14 protein-coding genes are annotated in these 17834 nt (G+C 73.6%); 10 read left to right on the top strand and 4 right to left on the bottom strand.

All coding sequences use genetic code 11. The annotated features are described in order from the left end of the window. Positions 1-141 precede the first annotated feature (141 nt). The 4 genes from FHS37_RS14300 (at position 142) to FHS37_RS14285 (ending at position 4187) form a co-directional block, all read left to right on the top strand. A complete protein-coding gene (locus FHS37_RS14300) occupies positions 142-981 on the top strand; it encodes a TIM barrel protein (protein ID WP_184820965.1) in 840 nt (279 codons plus the stop codon). A 32-nt stretch (positions 982-1013) separates the two neighbouring features. Beyond that, positions 1014-1907, top strand: a complete 894-nt coding sequence (locus FHS37_RS14295; RefSeq protein ID WP_184820963.1) for a 2-hydroxy-3-oxopropionate reductase — start codon at positions 1014-1016, stop codon at positions 1905-1907. Between the two features lie 187 nt (positions 1908-2094). Continuing rightward, complete coding sequence (locus FHS37_RS14290) at positions 2095-3558, top strand: catalase (protein WP_184820961.1); 1464 nt, start codon at positions 2095-2097, stop codon at positions 3556-3558. Positions 3559-3950: 392 nt separating this feature from the next. Then, positions 3951-4187: a hypothetical protein gene (locus tag FHS37_RS14285; RefSeq protein ID WP_184820959.1), complete on the top strand. Its 237-nt coding sequence runs from the start codon at positions 3951-3953 to the stop codon at positions 4185-4187. A gap of 285 nt (positions 4188-4472) precedes the next feature. Here FHS37_RS14285 and gcl read toward each other — a convergent pair whose 3' ends face one another. After that, positions 4473-6257, bottom strand: a complete 1785-nt coding sequence (gene gcl, locus FHS37_RS14280; RefSeq protein ID WP_184820957.1) for a glyoxylate carboligase — start codon at positions 6255-6257, stop codon at positions 4473-4475. Between the two features lie 211 nt (positions 6258-6468). On the opposite strand from gcl, the gene FHS37_RS14275 reads away from it, so the two are divergent. From FHS37_RS14275 to FHS37_RS14265, 3 genes are all read left to right on the top strand, one after another. After that, positions 6469-7161, top strand: coding sequence for a hypothetical protein (locus FHS37_RS14275; RefSeq protein WP_184820955.1), 693 nt, complete (start codon positions 6469-6471; stop codon positions 7159-7161). A gap of 94 nt (positions 7162-7255) precedes the next feature. Next, the gene (locus tag FHS37_RS14270) at positions 7256-7798 is read left to right on the top strand and encodes a GNAT family N-acetyltransferase (protein ID WP_184820953.1); all 543 of its coding nucleotides are present in this window, start codon (positions 7256-7258) and stop codon (positions 7796-7798) included. After that, the gene (locus FHS37_RS14265) at positions 7795-8259 is read left to right on the top strand and encodes a GNAT family N-acetyltransferase (protein WP_184820951.1); all 465 of its coding nucleotides are present in this window, start codon (positions 7795-7797) and stop codon (positions 8257-8259) included. Before FHS37_RS14270 ends, FHS37_RS14265 begins: the two co-directional genes overlap by 4 nt. Positions 8260-8329: 70 nt before the next feature. Here the strand turns inward: FHS37_RS14265 and FHS37_RS14260 are convergent, their stop codons facing one another. Both FHS37_RS14260 and FHS37_RS14255 read right to left on the bottom strand, forming a co-directional pair. Continuing rightward, a complete protein-coding gene (locus tag FHS37_RS14260; RefSeq protein ID WP_184820949.1) occupies positions 8330-9940 on the bottom strand; it encodes an AMP-binding protein in 1611 nt (536 codons plus the stop codon). Continuing rightward, positions 9937-11610 carry an AMP-binding protein gene (locus FHS37_RS14255; RefSeq protein ID WP_184820947.1) on the bottom strand — a complete coding sequence of 558 codons (1674 nt, stop codon included), beginning with the start codon at positions 11608-11610 and terminating at the stop codon, positions 9937-9939. Before FHS37_RS14255 ends, FHS37_RS14260 begins: the two co-directional genes overlap by 4 nt. A 144-nt stretch (positions 11611-11754) precedes the next feature. On the opposite strand from FHS37_RS14255, the gene FHS37_RS14250 reads away from it, so the two are divergent. The 3 genes from FHS37_RS14250 to FHS37_RS14240 all read left to right on the top strand — a co-directional run bounded on the left by FHS37_RS14250 (position 11755) and on the right by FHS37_RS14240 (position 16553). Then, on the top strand, positions 11755-12594 hold the full coding sequence (locus tag FHS37_RS14250; protein ID WP_229889855.1) for a helix-turn-helix transcriptional regulator: 840 nt from the start codon (positions 11755-11757) through the stop codon (positions 12592-12594). A gap of 154 nt (positions 12595-12748) precedes the next feature. Then, entirely contained in the window at positions 12749-15559 is a 2811-nt protein-coding gene (locus FHS37_RS14245; protein ID WP_184820945.1) for an AAA family ATPase, read from the top strand. 208 nt (positions 15560-15767) lie between these two features. Then, positions 15768-16553 carry a S1 family peptidase gene (locus FHS37_RS14240; protein WP_184820943.1) on the top strand — a complete coding sequence of 262 codons (786 nt, stop codon included), beginning with the start codon at positions 15768-15770 and terminating at the stop codon, positions 16551-16553. 92 nt (positions 16554-16645) lie between these two features. Here FHS37_RS14240 and FHS37_RS14235 read toward each other — a convergent pair whose 3' ends face one another. Continuing rightward, complete coding sequence (locus FHS37_RS14235) at positions 16646-17764, bottom strand: winged helix DNA-binding domain-containing protein (RefSeq protein WP_184820941.1); 1119 nt, start codon at positions 17762-17764, stop codon at positions 16646-16648. Positions 17765-17834: the final 70 nt, after the last annotated feature.

Genomic DNA, 17834 nt, shown 5'->3' with positions numbered 1-17834 from the left:
GACCGCCGGGACGCCCGCCGCACCCTCCGGCAGCCCCACCCCCCTTGACAACCCCGGAGGACCGACGGCAATCTTCCAGTAAGCAGAAATGAATTTCCGCAATACGGAAATTCCAGTGACACGGAAGGGAGCGCGGCCCCGATGGGATTCGCAGACCAGCGCTTCAACGTCAACCTGTCGATCCTCTTCACGGAACTCCCGCTCCCGGAGCGCCCGGCGGCAGCCGCCGCGGCCGGCTTCACCGCGGTCGAGCTGTGGTGGCCCTGGACCGACTCGCCCACCCCCGGGCAGCCCGAGCTCGACGCCCTGAAGAAGGCGATCGAGGACGCGGGCGTCCAGCTCACGGGCCTGAACTTCTACGCCGGACAGCTGCCCGGCCCCGACCGCGGCGCCCTGTCGGTCCCGGGTGAGGAGTCGGAGCGGTTCCGCGCCAACGTCGAGGTGGCCGCCGGCTTCGCGCAGTCCCTCGGCTGCAGGGCCCTCAACGCGCTGTACGGCAACCGGGTCGACGGCGTGGACCCGGCCGAGCAGGACGCGCTCGCGCTGGAGAACCTGGCCCTCGCGGCCCGCGCGGCCGACCGGATCGGCGCGATCCTCCTGATCGAGGCGCTCAACAAACCCGAGTCGCCGCTGTACCCCCTGGTGTCGGCGCCGGCCGCCGTGGACGTCGTCGACAGGGTCAACGAGGCGACCGGCCTGGGCAACGCCAAGTTCCTCATGGACCTCTACCACCTGTCCATGAACGGCGAGGACCTGCCGCAGGTCATCGATCGGTACGCCGCGAGGACCGGCCACGTCCAGATCGCCGACGACCCCGGCCGCGGCGCCCCGGGCACCGGCTCGCTCCCGCTGGAGGACCTCCTCGACCGGCTGAGGAAGGCCGGTTACGAGGGCTGGGTCGGGCTGGAGTACAAGCCCGGCGACCGCCCGAGCGCCCAGGCCTTCGACTGGCTGCCCCGCGAGGCCCGCGCCGCCCGCTGATCAACACCCCCGTACCGAGAGGCACCCTCACCATGAGCAACAACCTCCCGAAGATCGCCTGGATCGGCCTGGGCATCATGGGCTCCCCGATGTCCGAGAACCTGATCAAGGCGGGTTACCGGGTCACCGGCTACACGCTGGAGCAGGAGAAGCTGGACCGGCTGGCCGCCGCCGGCGGCACCGCCGCCCCCTCCGTCGCCGAGGCCGTGCGGGACGCGGACGTGATCATCACGATGGTGCCCGCCTCCCCGCAGGTCGAGGCCATCGCCTACGGCCCCGACGGCATCCTGGAGAACGCGAGGTCCGGGGCGCTTCTGATCGACATGTCCTCGATCACCCCGCAGACCTCGATCGACCTGGCCGAGGCCGCCAGGGACAAGGGCATCCGGGTCCTGGACGCCCCGGTGTCCGGCGGCGAGGCCGGCGCCGTCGAGGCCGTGCTGTCCATCATGGTCGGCGGCGAGCAGGCCGACTTCGACGAGGCCAGGCCGCTGCTGGAGGCGCTGGGCAAGACCATCGTGCTGTGCGGCCCGCACGGCTCCGGCCAGACCGTGAAGGCCGCCAACCAGCTGATCGTCGCCGTCAACATCCAGGCGTGCGCCGAGGCCGTGGTCTTCCTGGAGAAGTCCGGCGTGGACCTGAAGGCCGCACTGGACGTCCTCAACGGCGGCCTGGCCGGCTCGACCGTGCTGACCCGCAAGAAGGACAACTTCCTGCGGCGCGACTTCAAGCCCGGTTTCCGCATCGACCTGCACCACAAGGACATGGGCATCGTCACCGACGCCGCCCGCACCGTCGGCGCGGCCCTGCCCGTCGGCGCCGTGGTGGCCCAGCTGGTCGCCGCCCTGCGCGCGCAGGGCGACGGCGGCCTGGACCACTCCGCGCTGCTGCGCGCGGTCGAGCGCCTCTCCGGCGCCCGGGTCTGACGACCGCACCCCCGATCTCCGGGCGGCGCCCGCGCCGACACCTGTCCTGTCGCGCCCAAGGCGCCGGCGCCGCCCGGAACCGACCCTGCCCACTGGTTCAACAAACTGTTGACGGCCAGATCTCCACGAACCTAGGCTCCACGAAGCGGAAACAACTTTCCGCCGCTCCTCGCATGGAAGGTCCACGATGTCGAAGCGCGTGCTCACCACCGAGTCCGGCGCCCCGGTCGCCGACAACCAGAACTCCGCCACCGTCGGCGTGGGCGGCCCGCTCCTGCTCCAGGACCAGCACCTGCTGGAGAAGCTCGCGCGCTTCAACCGCGAGCGCATCCCGGAGCGCGTGGTGCACGCCCGTGGCTCCGGCGCCTACGGCCGCTTCGAGGTGACCGACGACGTCACCGGCCACACCTGCGCCGAGTTCCTGGACACCGTCGGCAAGCGCACCGAGGTGTTCGTGCGCTTCTCCACCGTGGCCGACTCGCTCGGCGGTGCGGACGCGGTCCGCGACCCGCGCGGTTTCGCGGTCAAGTTCTACACCCGCGAGGGCAACTACGACCTCGTCGGGAACAACACCCCGGTGTTCTTCATCAAGGACCCGATCAAGTTCCCGGACTTCATCCACTCGCAGAAGCGCGACCCGTTCACGGGCCGTCAGGAGCCGGACAACGTCTGGGACTTCTGGGCGCACTCCCCCGAGGCCACGCACCAGGTGACCTGGCTGATGGGCGACCGCGGCATCCCGGCGTCGTACCGGCACATGAACGGCTACGGCTCGCACACCTACCAGTGGACGAACGGCGAGGGCGAGGCCTTCTTCGTCAAGTACCACTTCAAGACGGACCAGGGCATCCGCTGCCTGTCCACCGAGCAGGCGCAGGAGATCGCGGGCCAGGACCCCAACTCCCACCAGACGGACCTGCTGCAGGCCATCGAGCGCGGGGTGCACCCCTCCTGGACCCTCTACGTCCAGCTGATGCCGGCCGCCGAGGCCGCCGACTACCGCTTCAACCCCTTCGACCTCACCAAGGTGTGGCCGCACAGGGACTACCCGCTGCGGCGGGTCGGCCGCCTGGTGCTGGACCGCAACCCGGACAACGTCTTCGCCGAGGTCGAGCAGGCCGCGTTCTCCCCGAACAACTTCGTGCCCGGCATCGGCCCCTCCCCCGACAAGATGCTCCAGGGCCGTCTGTTCGCCTACGCCGACGCGCACCGCTACCGCCTGGGCGTCAACCACACCCAGCTCGCGGTGAACGCCCCCAAGGCCGTGCCCGGCGGCGCGGCCAACTACGGCCGGGACGGCTTCATGGCGTCCAACGCCCAGGGCCGCGCCGCCAAGAACTACGAGCCGAACTCCTACGACGGCCCGGTCGAGACCGGCCGCCCGCTGTCGGCGCCGCTCGCGGTGAGCGGCCACACCGGCACCCACGAGGCGCCGCTGCACACCAAGGACGACGACTTCTTCCAGGCGGGCGAGCTGTACCGGCTGATGTCCGGGGAGGAGAGGTCCCGGCTGGTCGCCAACATCGCCGGCGGCCTGTCCCAGGTCTCCCGCAACGACGTGATCGAGAAGAACCTCGCGCACTTCCACGCCGCCGACCCCGAGTACGGCAAGCGTGTGGAGGAGGCGGTCCGCGCCCTGCGCGAGGACTGACCCACGGACTGCGTCCGGGGCCCGGCGGGGAGGTCGGGCACCGGACGCGCGGACCCGCCGTACCGGCGACCCGGATGAGGGGTGGTCGACCGGCACGGCGGGCAGGGCGAGGACCGCGGCGGCGTGCGAGCCAGTGCGGTGGTGAAGGCACGGGGTCTCTTCCTTCGACCTGAGGGGAGGAGTCCCCGGCGCCGTCGCACCCGCCGCGGTCCCGGTCCCCCGGAACCCCGTCCGGCGGCGCGAACGTCCTGTCGCGCCCGGTCTCGCCCCGCCGGACGGCCACAGCCGAACACCCCACCCTCCGGGCCGCGCCCGGATGCGGACGGTCCCGCATCCGGGCGCTTTCCGGTGCCCGGGGTGCGGATCGGCCCGGTGCGCAGCAGCCTGGGGGCATGGCACATCCCACGGAACATCCGCACATCGTGGTGCACGCCCCGGCCCTGGACGGCTCGCGGCGGGTCACCTCCGGCGACGAGACGCTGGGCATCGCCACGCACGTCGACGACGTGGGCGAGATCCTGCGGCTGGCCGACCTGTACGTCACGGACGTCGAGGGGACCGACGTCATCGAGTGGCAGGGCGGTGGTCCCGACGACTGGCCGGGCCTGTCGGAGCACCACGACGCCTGAACGCGTCCACGGCGCCCGGGCACGTCCACGGCGTCGGCCGCAGGGCGGCTGCGGCACCCTCGGATCAAGCTCTGAACCGGGCCCCAGGGGCTTCGACCGCCCCGGCCGACGGGCACACTTCCCGCACGCGGGGCCCGCCGGCACGGGGGCGACGGGCCCCGCGTGCGGGAGCACCCGCGGCGGTGGCGGCTCCTCCTTCCAGCACGGCGGCGGAGGCGGCGGGAACCGGGCGCACGGGAAAGGGCGGTCCCGTTCCGGGACCGCCCTCTCGCACGTCCGTGCGCGTCAGGCCTTCAGCGTCCTGATCGACGTCGGGGCGTGCCCCGGCTCGGTCGCGAGCTCCTCGAACTCGACGACGTTGCCGATGTCGTTGGTCGTCGACATGGAGATGTTGGTGACGCGCTCCAGGATCGCCTCGACGACGACCGGCACCCGGAACTCGGCCGCGAGCTTCTTCGCCTGCTCGAGGGCCGCGCCCAGCTCGTTCGGGTCGGTCACCCGGATCGCCTTGCAGCCCAGGCCCTCGGCCACCTTGACGTGGTCGACGCCGTAGACGCCCAGCTCCGGCGAGTTGATGTTCTCGAACTCCAGCTTGACCTGGAAGTCGATGTCGAACGCCCGCTGCGCCTGGCGGATCAGGCCCAGGTAGGAGTTGTTGACCAGGACGTGGACGTAGGGGATCTTGTGCTGCGCGCCGACGGCCAGTTCCTCGATCATGAACTGGAAGTCGTAGTCGCCGGACAGGGCGACGACCTGCGCGTCCGGGTCGGCCTTGGCCACGCCGAGCGCGGCGGGGACGGTCCAGCCGAGGGGGCCGGCCTGGCCGCAGTTGATCCAGTGGCGCGGCTTGTAGACGTGCAGCATCTGGGCGCCGGCGATCTGGGAGAGGCCGATGGTGGAGACGTACCGGGTCTCGGGGCCGAAGGCCTTGTTCATCTCCTCGTAGACCCGCTGCGGCTTGATCGGAACGTTGTCGAAGTGGGTACGGCGCAGCAGGGTCGCCTTCCTCTCCTGCGCGGTGGCGGCCCACGCGGAGCGGTCGGGCAGCCCGCCCTCGGCCTTCAGCTCCCGCGCCACCTCGACGAACAGCTCCAGCGCGGCGCGCGCGTCGGAGGCGATGCCGTAGTCGGGGGCGAAGATCTTGCCGATCTGGGTGGGTTCGACGTCGACGTGGACGAAGGTCCGCCCGGCCGTGTAGACGTCGAGCCTGCCGGTGTGGCGGTTGGCCCAGCGGTTGCCGATGCCGAGGACGAAGTCGGACTCCAGGAAGGTCGCGTTGCCGTAGCGGTGCGAGGTCTGCAGGCCCACCATGCCGGCGTTGAGCTCGTGGTCGTCGGGGATGACGCCCCAGCCCATCAGGGTCGGCACGACCGGTGTGCCGGTCAACTCGGCGAACTGAACGAGCAGTTCGGCCGCGTCGGCGTTGATGACGCCTCCGCCGGCGACGATCAGGGGGCGCTCGGCGGCGTTCAGCATGCCGATCGCCTTCTCGATCTGGGCGCGGGAGGCGGCGGGCTTGTAGACCGGGAGCGGCTCGTAGGTGTCCGGGTCGAACTCGATCTCCGTCATCTGCACGTCGATCGGCAGGTCGACCAGGACCGGACCGGGCCGGCCGGAGCGCATCAGGTGGAAGGCCTGCTGGAAGACGCCTGGGACCTGCGCGGCCTCCAGGACGGTCACCGCCATCTTGGTGACCGGCTTGGCGATGGAGGCGATGTCGACGGCCTGGAAGTCCTCCTTGTGGATCACCGCGGTCGGGGCCTGGCCGGTGATGCACAGGATCGGGACGGAGTCGCCGGTCGCGGAGTACAGGCCGGTGATCATGTCGGTGCCGGCCGGACCGGAGGTGCCGATGCAGACGCCGATGTTGCCGGGGCGGGTCCGGGTGTAGCCCTCGGCCATGTGCGAGGCGCCCTCCACATGGCGGGCGAGGGTGTGGGTGATCCCGCCGGAGGCCTTGAGCGCCGCGTAGAAGGGGTTGATCGCCGCGCCCGGGACACCGAACGCGTCGGTGACGCCCTCGCGCTTGAGGATTTCGACTGCCGCGCGGGCAGCGGTCATGCGAGCCATCGAGTACTCCTGCTTCGACTGTCGGATTCGCGCTCCCGTCGCGCCCCGCGGTGAGCTCTTCCGTAATGTGGAAAATGTTTTCTACGATCTGAAAGGAATCTATGCCGGGTGACCGGAGCCGTCAAGAGAGCGGGCAAGTGCCGGACACGCGGGGGGCTCGTGGAGGACGATGGGGGCGCTGCCCAGAGATGCCGCCGTCCGGGAGTGGGCCATGCCCGAGAGCGTCCCGGTGCGCTGCCCGGCCTGTCGCCGCGCGCACCGCTACACGGCACCGTCGTACCCCTGCGCGTGCGGCGCGCCGGTCACCCCGCCGCTGGACCCGGACGCGGTGCCCGTCCCCGTCGGCCACCGCGCCTGGCGGGAGGAGTGGGTCACCGTGCGGTGCGGTCGCTGCGGGTGCGACGGCGAGTGGCCGCGGCCGGAGCTGGGATGCCCGTGCGGGACGGTGCTGCGGATCCCGGTGACCGGTCCGCGGACCTCCGCCCCGGCCGCCCCCGCCGCGCCGCCGGGGCGCCCCGCCTTCCGCTCCGTGCCGATCCGCACCGTGCGGGACGCGGTCACGGCCGCCGTGCTGTACCTGCGCCGGCTCGGTCACGAGGACATCCACCGCGCCGACCGGCACCCTCCGGCCGGCATCGGGCTGGCCGGCCGGGGCGTGCTCGCCCAGGTCGACCCGTCGGCGCGCCCGGCGACGCTGCGGGACGTGGAGTGCCTGTGGCTGACGGCGATGACGGAGTCCGCCCGGTGCCTGTACTTCTCCCTCGCCGGATACGCCGAGGACGCACGGGCCCGCGCCGACGCCCTGGGCGTCCCCCTGTTCCTGCTCGACCTCGCCGGCGTCCCGCAGCCGGTGAACGGCCCCGCCGACGCGCTGGACGCCCTCGGGCCCGACGGCGGGGCCTGAAGGCGGGCCCGAGGACGGAGCCTGGGGACGGGACCCGAGGACGGGTCCGAAAAACCCGGCGACGCGCCCGCCGCGGCCGTCCGATACTCGGCGGATGCGCATCCGTCCCGCCGCCCCCGGCGAACTGCCCGCCCTCCAGGACGTCGAACGGGCCGCCGGCGCCCCGTTCCGCGACCTCGGCATGCCGGAGATCGCCGACGACGAACCGCCCGCGCTCGACATCCTGGAACGCCACCGGCGGGCCGGCCGCTGCTGGGTCGCGGCCGACGAGCGGGACCGGCCCGCCGGGTACCTGATCGCCGAGCCGGTGGACGGCGCGCTCCACGTCGAGCAGGTGTCGGTCCACCCGCGCGCCGCCCGCCGGGGCGTGGGCCGGGCCCTGCTCGCCCACGCGGCCCGGTGCGCCCGCGAGGAGGGACTGACCGCGCTGACGCTGACCACCTTCGCCGAGGTCCCGTGGAACGCCCCGTACTACGCCCGCCTCGGCTTCCGGACGCTGGCCGGCCCCGACCTCACGCCCGGCCTGCGCCGGATCCGCGCCGAGGAGTCCGGGCACGGCCTCGACCGGTGGCCGCGGGTGTGCATGCGCATCGACCTCCCGTGGAGCGGGGCGGCGTCTGCCAGACTGCCCGGATGACGATCAGACTCGCGCACGAGCAGGACCTCCCCGGCTTCCTCTCCCTGGCGGCCCAGGTCGAGCAGTGGTTCGGCCCCATGGTCGAGGAGGCCGGCTTCCACGACGCCGTGCGCGAGCACGTCTCCCGCTCCACGGCGCTCGTCGCCGCCTCGCCGGGACCGGACCCCCTCGGCGGACTGCTGTTCGGGGGCGAGGCGCCGGTGTACCGCGTGCACTGGCTCGTCGTCTCGCGCGAGGCGCGGGGCACGGGCGTCGGCAGGGCGTTGGTGGCGGACGCGGTGCGCAGGTGGGTGCGGGGTCCGGGGCACATCGAGGTCGTCACCTTCGGGGCCGACCACCCCGGCGCCGTGGACAGCGGCGCCCGCGTCTTCTACGAGCGGCTCGGCTTCACTCCGGCGGAGGCCGCCGGCCCGGGCCCGGAGGGCGGCTCCCGGCAGGTCTTCCGCCGGGCCGTCGCCTGACCCGTACGGCGCCGGCCCGGCGGGAGCCGGCGGCCCCGGGGCGGGCAGGCCGGCGGCCCCTGGAGCGGGATCAGCCGGCCGCGTACCGCTCCCGCAGTTCCACCTTGCGCACCTTTCCGGACACCGTCATCGGGAAGGCGTCCAGGAGCTGGAGCCTGCTCGGGACCTTGTAGTGGGCCAGCCGGTCCCGGCAGAAGGCCCGCAGGTCCTCCAGTGTGGGCGGATCGGCCGGGTCGCGCGGGACGACGCAGGCGAGGACCTCCTCGCCGTAGCGCTCGTGCGGGACGCCGACGACCTGGACGTCCGCGATCTTGGGGTGGGCGTAGAGGAACTCCTCGATCTCGCGCGGGTAGATGTTCTCCCCGCCCCGGATGATCATGTCCTTGATGCGGCCGACGATCTCCACGTACCCGTCCTCGCGCATCACCGCGAGGTCCCCGGTGTGCATCCAGCGGCCCGGGTCGATCGCCTCGGCGGTCTTCCCGGGCTCGTTCCAGTAGCCGAGCATCACGCTGTAGCCGCGGGTGCACAACTCCCCGGCGGTGCCGCGCGGCCGGGTCACGCCGGTGGCCGGGTCGACGACCTTGACCTCGATGTGCGGCAGGACCCGGCCGACGGTGCCGGTGCGGTGCTCCAGGTCGTCGTCCATCCGCGTCTGCAGCGACACGGGGGACGTCTCGGTCATGCCGTAGCAGATGGAGACCTGTTCCATGTGCATCTCGGTGACGACCCGCTTCATCACCTCCACCGGACAGGGCGAGCCCGCCATGATGCCGGTGCGCAGGGAGGTGAGGTCGTAGTCCGCGAAGCCGGGGAGGTTCAGCTCGGCGATGAACATGGTGGGCACGCCGTAGAGCGAGGTGCAGCGCTCCCGCTGGACGGCCTCCAGGGTGGCCTCCGGCTCGAAGGAGGGGGCCGGGATGACGATGCAGGCGCCGTGGGAGGTGGCGCCCAGGTTCCCCATCACCATGCCGAAGCAGTGGTAGAAGGGCACCGGCAGGCAGACCCGGTCCTGTTCGGTGTAGCCGATGGTGCGGCCCACCCAGTAGCCGTTGTTGAGGATGTTGTGGTGGGAGAGCGTGGCGCCCTTGGGGAAGCCGGTGGTGCCCGAGGTGTACTGGATGTTGACCGGGTCGTCGCAGCTCAGCCCGGCGGCGACCTCGTCGAGCCGCTCCGGTGGTACGGCGGACGCGCCCTCGGTCAGCGCGTCCCAGGACGGGTCGCCGATGTAGACGGTGTCCCGCAGCTCGGGGCACTTCCCGCGCACTTGGTCGACCAGCGCGCGGTAGTCGCTACCCTTGTGGGCGAGCGAGGAGATCAGCACGGAGATCCCGGCCTGCCTGAGCACGTACTCCAACTCGTGCGCGCGGTAGGCCGGGTTGATGTTGACCATGACGACGCCGATGCGGGCCGTGGCGTACTGCACGAGGACCCACTCGGGGCAGTTGACCGCCCAGATGCCGACCCGGTCGCCCTTCGCGACGCCCTTCGCCAGCAGTCCGCGGGCCACCTCGTCGACGGCGGCGCCGAACTCGGCGTAGGTCCAGCGCCGTCCGGAGGGGACGTCGACCAGGGCCTCGCGGTCGGGCCACGCGGCGATCGCCCGGTCCAGGTTGGCACCGATGGTGTCGCCGAGCAGCGGGGTCCCGCTGGTCCCGTGCGCGTAGGAGAGCTCGGTCACCGGAAGTCCTCCTCGCGGTACTCGGCGGTGGAGCCGGCGGCCGTGGCCTCCCGCAGTTCGATGCGGCGGATCTTGCCGGAGACGGTCTTGGGGAGTTCGCCGAACTCCAGGCGGCGGATCCGCTTGTACGGGGCGAGCGCCTCGCGGGAGTGCTCGAAGAGCACCTTCGCGGTGTCGGGGCCGGGCTCCCAGCCCTCCGCGAGCACGACGTACGCCTTGGGCACGGCCAGGCGCAGCTCGTCCGGGGCGGGCACGACGGCCGCCTCGGCGACGGCCTCGTGCTCCAGCAGGGCGCTCTCCAGCTCGAACGGACTGATCTTGTAGTCGCTCGCCTTGAAGACGTCGTCCGCGCGCCCGACGTACGTGATGTATCCGTCCTCGTCCCGGGAGCCGATGTCACCGGTGCGGTAGTAGCCGCCGGCCATCGCCTCGGCGGTGCGGTCGGGGTCGCCGTGGTAGCCGGTCATCAGGCCGACCGGGCGGTCGGAGAGGTCGAGCGCGATCTCGCCCTCGGCGGCGCCGGGCGCGCCGGAGACGGGGTCGAGCAGTTCGACGCGGTAGCCGGGGCTGGGGCGGCCCATGGAGCCGGTCTTGAGGACCTGGCCGGGGCTGTTGGAGACCTGCACGGCGGTCTCCGTCTGTCCGAAGCCGTCCCGGATGGTCACGTTCCAGGCGCGCCGGACCTGCTCGATGACCTCGGGGTTGAGGGGCTCGCCGGCGGCGACGACCTCGCGGGGCGGGGTGCGCAGCTGGGTCAGGTCGGCCTGGATGAGCATGCGCCACACGGTCGGCGGGGCGCAGAAGGTGGTGACGCCGGCCCGGTCCATCTCGGTCATCAGCCGGGCGGCGTCGAAACGGGTGTAGTTGTGCAGGAAGACGGTCGCCTCGGCGTTCCACGGGGCGAAGAGGTTGGACCAGGCGTGCTTGGCCCAGCCGGGCGAGGAGATGTTCAGGTGCACGTCGCCGGGTTTCAGGCCGATCCAGTACATGGTGGCCAGGTGCCCGATCGGGTACGACGTGTGGGTGTGCTCGACCAGCTTGGGCCGGGCGGTGGTGCCCGAGGTGAAGTACAGCATCAGCGGGTCGTCGGCGAGGGTGGGGCCGTCGGGCGCGAAGTGCTCGGCGGCGCCGTACGCGTCCGCGTAGGGCAGCCAGCTCTCGCCGGCCCCCTCCCCGACCGCGATGCGGGTGTAGTCGCCGGGCACCTCGTCGAACTTGGCGGCGTCCGCGGCGCGCACGATCACGTGCCGGACCCGGCCGCGGTCGACGCGGTCGCGCAGGTCGGCCGGGCCGAGCAGCGGGGTGGCCGGGATGACCACGGCGCGCAGCTTCATCGCGGCCAGGGCGGTCTCCCACAGCTCGGCCTGGTTGCCCAGCATCACCAGCACCCGGTCCTCGGCGACCACGCCCCGCTGCCGCAGCCAGTTGGCGACCTGGTCGGAGCGGCGGGCCAGCGCGGCGAAGGACAGCCGGGTCTCGCCGCCGTCCTCCTCGACGAGGTGCAGGGCGGTGCGGTCGTTGCCGTCCGCGATCACGTCGAACCAGTCGAGCGCCCAGTTGAACCGCTCGGGCCGGGGCCAGGCGAAGCCCCGGTAGGCGGTGGCGTAGTCCTCACGGTGCTCCAGCAGGAAGTCCCGGGCCCTGCGGAACGCGTCCGTCGCCGTCGTCATCTGTCCTCCTCGCTCTCCCGGACCATTGCCGGGCGGCTCCCCGCCATCGTGTAATCCGTGATGCAGGTCTCACTACCCCCGAACGGGGGTGGTGCGCCCGTACAGGAGTCGCGGCGGAGGGGCGAACAGGTGACAGCTGACCCGATGAGGGCGGCCGACGCGGTGGAGATCCGCGGGGCGCTGGCCCGGCTGCGGCGCGCGACCGGGCTGCCGGTCGCCTTCGGCGGCCTGGTCGAGCCCGGGCGGCGGCAGGTGCGCATCAGCGAGCTGAGCGGCACCGCGACGCCCGCGCTGAGCGCGCTCGCGGTGACCTCCGGCAACGGCCTCGGCGGCAGGGCGGTGGCGCTCGCCCGGCCGTGCGCGGTGACGGACTACTCGGTCTCGCGGCAGATCAGCCACGAGTACGACGCCCCCGTGGCCGCCGAGGGCCTGCGCGCCGTGCTCGCCGTGCCGGTGGTGGTGCGGCGGCGGGTGCGCGGTGTGCTCTACGGCGCCCTGCGCTCGGCCCGGCCGCTCGGCGACCGCACGCTGGACGTGGCGGTGCAGGCGGCGCGGGACGTGGAGCAGGCGCTGGTGGTGCGCGAGGAGGTGGGCGAGCTGCTGGCGGCGGCCCGTCCGCCGCGGCCGGAACCGGGTCCGGACCCGGCGTCCAGGGCCGTCCGGGAGCAGGTGCGGGAGGCGCACGCGGCCCTGCGGGCGCTCGCCCCGCGCATCGCGGACCCCGCCCTGCGGGCCGAGCTGCTCGAGGCGTGTGCCCTGCTCACGGCCGGCGGAGAGCCTTCGGCGGCGGTGCGGCTCGCGCCCCGTGAGGTGGACGTGCTCGTCTGTGTGGCGGCGGGGGCGACCAACGCGGTGGCCGCCGAGCGGCTCGGGGTGACGGCCGAGACCGTCAAGGGATACCTGCGCTCGGCGATGCGGAAGCTGGGGGCGCGGACCCGTGGCCAGGCCGTGGTCGCGGCCCGCCGGGCGGGGTGGTTGCCGTAGGTTTGCGGTGTTTTCCCTGGCGGGCCATTACCACAGGTACGGCTTTGGATTTATCGTTGCCCGGTCCGCTGTTATTTCCCTCACCACACCGTCCGTCCGAATTTAAAGAGCCCGTTGCCTAATATTGGCCGGGACACGCCACACGGAGGGAGCGGTGACCGTGCGACGGGACTTCAAGGAGCCTGCCAGGTGCCGCCCCGACCTGGTCATCGGCCGGGAGGAGCTGGTCTCCGACGCGCGCGAGCAGCTCGCCCGCGGTGGGAGCGTGCTGCTCCACGGGCCCGCCGGAATAGGAAAGTCGACCGTGCTGCGGGCACTTGCGGCGGAAAACTCCGGTGCGCCGCGGACGGTGTTGCGCTGCTCGGCCACGGAGTCCGAATCCCACCTGCCGTTCCTGGCGCTGGCCGATCTGTTCGGCCTGGTCCTCGACAGGGTCTCCCCCCGGCTGCCCGCCGCCCAGCGCACCGCCCTGGAGTCGGCGCTCACCGGACGCGGCGAGTCCACCCTCCAGCGGGACGGGCTCGCGCTGCGCCTGGCGGTGCTGTCCACGCTGCGCGCGCTGGCCGCCGAGGGACCGGTCCTCGTCGTCGCCGACGATCTGCAGTGGCTGGACTCGGCCAGCGCCGAGCTCCTCGGCTTCGCGGCCCGGCGGCTCGGCGACACCCCGGTGCAGCTGGTGTGCGCGGTGCGCACGGAGGGCCAGGAGTACGACCGCCACCTGCGCGCCTGTCCGCCGGACACGCTCGCCGTGCGGCTGGGCCCGTTCTCCCGTACGCAGGTGTCGGCGCTGCTGGACCACCGCGGCTACACCGGTCTGTCCCGCTCCACGGTCCGTGACATCCACCGCACCAGCGGCGGCAACCCGCTCTTCGCGCTCGAACTGGGCCGGGCCCTCGCCGAGAGCCCCGCCCGTCCCCGCCCGGGCGAGCCGCTGCCGGTGCCGACCTCGCTGCGGGCCCTGGTGCTCAGCCGCCTGGAGATGCTGTCGGACGAGGCGCGCCGCACCCTGCTGGTGGCCAGCGCGGGCGCCCGTCCCACCCTGGCGCTGCTGCACGCGGCCGGCCGGGACGACGCCGAGGCGGAGACCGCGCAGGCCGCCGCCCTGGGGCTGCTGGCGACGGACCCGGAGGAGCCGGCGCTGCGCTTCGCGCACCCGCTGATCTCGGCGGCCCTGTACGCGGAGGCCCCGGCGCACGAGCGGCGGGCGGTGCACACCGCGCTGTCCACGGCCGCCTCCGACCCCATCGAGCGGGCCCGGCACCTGGCCCTGGCGACCACCGGCACCGACCCGGAGGTGGCGGCCCGGCTCGCCGAGGCCGCCGCACTGGCCCGGGACCGCGGGGCGCCCTCGGTCGCCGCCTCGCTCGGGCTGCTCGCCGCCCGGCACACCCCGGCCGACAGCGTGCCGGGGCCGGACGAGCGGCGGCTGCGGGCCGCCGAGGACGCGATCACCGCCGGAGAGGCCGATCTCGCCCGGGACATCGCGCGGGAGGTGCTGACCCGGGCCACGGTGCCGACGGAGCGGGTGCGGGCCTGGATGGTGGTCATCGAGGCCGCCGGGCAGGCGCTCGGCGAGGTCGACGCCGTCTTCCCGCAGGTGCTGGCCGACGCCGGTGACGACCCCCGGCTGCTCGCCCTGGTCCACTACCAGCTGGCGTGGCGCGAAGTGGTGGTGGACGGCGACTTCGCCGAGGCCCGCCAGGAGGCCGCGCACGCGGCGGACCTCGCCGCACGCGGCGCGGACCGGCGCACCGAGCTGATGGCGCTCGCCTTCCAGGCCTCCACCGAGACCCTGATGGGCCATCCGGACGCTCCCGCCACCATCAGGCGCGCCCTGCAGGAACCCCAGGACCCCGACGTGGCCTGCCACCACAACGGCGCCGCCATGGCCAGGTTCCGCTGGCTGCTCATGAGCGACCGGCTGCCCGAGGCCCGTACGGCCGTCACCGCGCTGCTGCGCGAGGCCCGGCGGCGCGGCATGGTCGAGAGCGAGGTGCACTTCCTGCGCATGCTCGCCGACACCGAACTGCGCTCCGGCCACTGCGGCCGGGCCCTGGACCTGACCCGCGAGAGCCTGCGGCTGGCCCGGGACTCCGGGATCGGCGAGAGTGCCTCGGCCATGCTCGCCTCCTTCGCGGAGGCCTCGGGCGGGGACGTGGACCGGGCGCTGGCCCTGGCCCGGGAGGCCGCGGACCACGCGGAGGTGGACGGCGACCAGTTGTACCTCTCCCTCGCCCTGGCCGCCCTCGGCTACGCCCAGTTGGTCGCCGGGGACGCGGCCGCCGCGGTCCGCTCGCTGCGCCGGGTGCGGGAGCTGGAGCACGCCATGGGCATCAGCGACCCGGCGCGGGGCCGCTGGCACGGCGACCTCGCCGAGGCGCTGGTGTGCGTCGGCGAGGTCGGCGAGGCACAGGAACTCATCAACGTCACCCGGGTGCACGCGCTGCGCCTGGACCGGGCGAGCGTGCTGGCCGTGCTGGACCGCGCCGAGGCACTGGTGCGCGCCGCGCGCGGTGAACACCAGGCCGCTCAGGCGCAGTTGGCGTCTGCGCAGGACCGGCTCGGCAAGCTGGGCCACGGCCTGGAGGAGGCGCGGGCGGCGTTCGCGCTGGCCCGGCTGCGCGCCCGGGGTCCGGGGCCGGCCGCGTACGACGAGGCCGCCCGGCTGTTCCGGCGCTGCCGCGCGCTGCCCTGGCTGCGCCGGGTGGACGAGACCGCGGCCGCCGGTCCCGCCCGGGCGGAGACGGCGCCCGCCGCCACCCCGGCCGCCCTGGACGGGCTCGCCGCGATGGAGCGGCAGGTGGCCGCGCTGGTGATGGAGGGCGCCACCAACCGGGAGATCGCCGGCCGGCTGTTCATCAGCGTGAAGACCGTCGAGGCGACCCTCACCCGGGTGTACCGCAAGCTGGGGATCCGTTCGCGGGTCGACATCGTCCGACTGGCGGCGGGGCGCCGCACGCCGTGACCGGACCGCGGTCCGCACGGTCCGGGTGAGGGCGACCGAGGGTTTTCCCTGCCCAACTCCCTTAGGGGAGTCCCTCATTGGGAGGATCACGCTCCGGCTCGTAGCGTGAATCCGTGCCGCTCGCCGGGCACACGGGGCCGTTCCCGAGGCCCTCGTGCTCCACCCCCACCCCGCGCGATCCCCCACCGGCAACCCCGTGAGGAGACCCATGCCCGGGCTCACCCGTGCCAGGAAGGCCGCCGCCGCCGCGGCCACCGCCGCCGCCGCGGCCGCGCTGCTCGCCGCCCCCTCCGCCGCCGCCGCCCCGCAGCCGGTCGTCGGCGGTACGACGACCACGACGTCCGCGTACCCGTTCATGATGCAGATCACCGACGCCTCGCAGGACCAGTTCTGCGGCGGCACCCTGGTGTCGCCCACCAAGGTGGTCACGGCCGCGCACTGCATGGTCGGCGAGACCACGAGCAGCGTGCGCGTGGTCGGCGGGCGCACCTACCTCAGCGGCACGAACGGCACGGTCGCCAGGGTCAGCGGGATATGGATCCACCCGGACTACAGACGCGTCACCCGGGGTGACGACGTGGCGGTGCTGACGCTGTCGACGCCGATGCCGTACACCCCCGTGGGGTACGTGTCGTCCTCGGACACCTCGGTGTACGCGGCCGGCACCACCGCCCGCGTCCTCGGCTGGGGCACCACCTCCTCGGGCGGCAGCTCCTCCGACCAGCTGCGCACCGCGACCGTGCCGACCGTCTCCGACGCGAGCTGCCGCGGCTCGTACGGCTCCCGGTTCGTGCAGAGCGACATGGTGTGCGCCGGGTACTCCGCCGGCGGCGTGGACACCTGCCAGGGCGACAGCGGCGGGCCGCTGCTCATCGGGGGCCGCCTCGCGGGGATCACCTCCTGGGGCGACGGCTGCGCGGCGGCCGGCTACCCGGGCGTGTACACCCGGCTGACCACGTTCTCCGGACAGGTCGCAGCCCAGGTCGACTCATAGATCCGCAAGGTTTCCTGAGTACCCCTCAGGGAGCGAGCCAGGGGGCGTTGCGGGCTTCCACGAGCAGCCCGCAACGCCCCCTCTCCATGCCGCTACGCCCGCACCGTCCCGAAACGGATGTCGTACGCCGTGCCCGGGTGCAGGGTGCGGAGCATCCGCTCCCCCTCCGCGGTGACCTCCGCCCGCTGCGACTCGGTGAGCCGGCCGAACGGCTCGACGACGAGGGCGTCCTCCGCCAGCCGCCACAGGCCCGCCAGGAATCCGTCGACGAGGAGGGTGCGGTGGGCGGTGTTGCCCTGCCAGGCGCGGCCCCGGAACTCGGGCGGCACGACGCGCGTGCGGTCGGCGTGGGAGAGCAGCAGGTTGTCGAACTCGGGCAGGAAGCGCGGCGGCGCCGGGGTGTCCGGGTCGGGGCGGGGGGCGTCCGGGAGGTCGAAGAGCTCGACGCCGCTCTCGTCGCGGAAGGTGACGAGGCGCGGCCGGAGGCGCTCGAAGGCGTCGCGCAGCCGGGTCAGTCCGGCCCAGGTCTGCATGTCCTTCACGGAGGCCGGGCCGAAGGCGGCGAGGTAGCGCAGCACGGTCGCGTCGGGCGCGGGCGCCGGCTCGGCGGGACGGCCCAGCCAGTGCTCGGCGGTGGTGAGCGTGACCTGACCGCTGCGGCCCCACAGTCCGCGCGGGGTGGTCTGGACGAGGGGGAGCCTGCAGCGGGCGGCGACGGAGAGGGCCTGCGGGTCGGCGTCGGGCCACTCCTTCAGCAGGGCCTCGCGCAGCTGCCCCATGGTGCGCGGCTCCTCCTCCACGAGCTCGCGGGCGAGGGCCGCGAGCCGGTCCGGGTCGACGCCGGCGAGGCCCTCGCGGAAGCCGTTGAGCTCGCGGTCGCGGGCGGGCTGCACCAGCGGCCGCAGGGTGAGGCAGTCGTGGGCGGTGTGGGTGTGGAGGGTCGAGCGCAGGGTGACGATGCGGACCACCGCGCGGTCGGCCATCGGCCGGGACAGCGCCTCGGGGGTGAAGCCGTCGAGGCGGGCGGCGAGCGCGTAGTAGGGCGGCTTGACGTTCTGCGCCTGGAGCCCGACCAGGTGCGCGACCGCGGCCTCGGCGGACATCGGCGAGCGGCGCAGCAGGAGCTGCCGTGCGAGGGTGGCGCGGTTCAGGGCCCGGACGCCGAGCACACCGGCGACCGGCGGAGTGGCGCTCCGCTTCGTCTTCGTCATGCCGCCACGCTAACGGTGCTCGCGGTCAGTTCCTGTCCGCGAGGGACGATCACCTGCCGGTCCGCGAGGG

Origin of the sequence: Streptomyces griseomycini, assembly GCF_014203535.1 — a bacterium.
Lineage (GTDB): Bacteria > Actinomycetota > Actinomycetes > Streptomycetales > Streptomycetaceae > Streptomyces > Streptomyces griseomycini.
The sequence above is the reverse complement of the archived record's forward strand: the minus strand, read 5'-3'. Positions and strand labels throughout refer to the sequence as shown.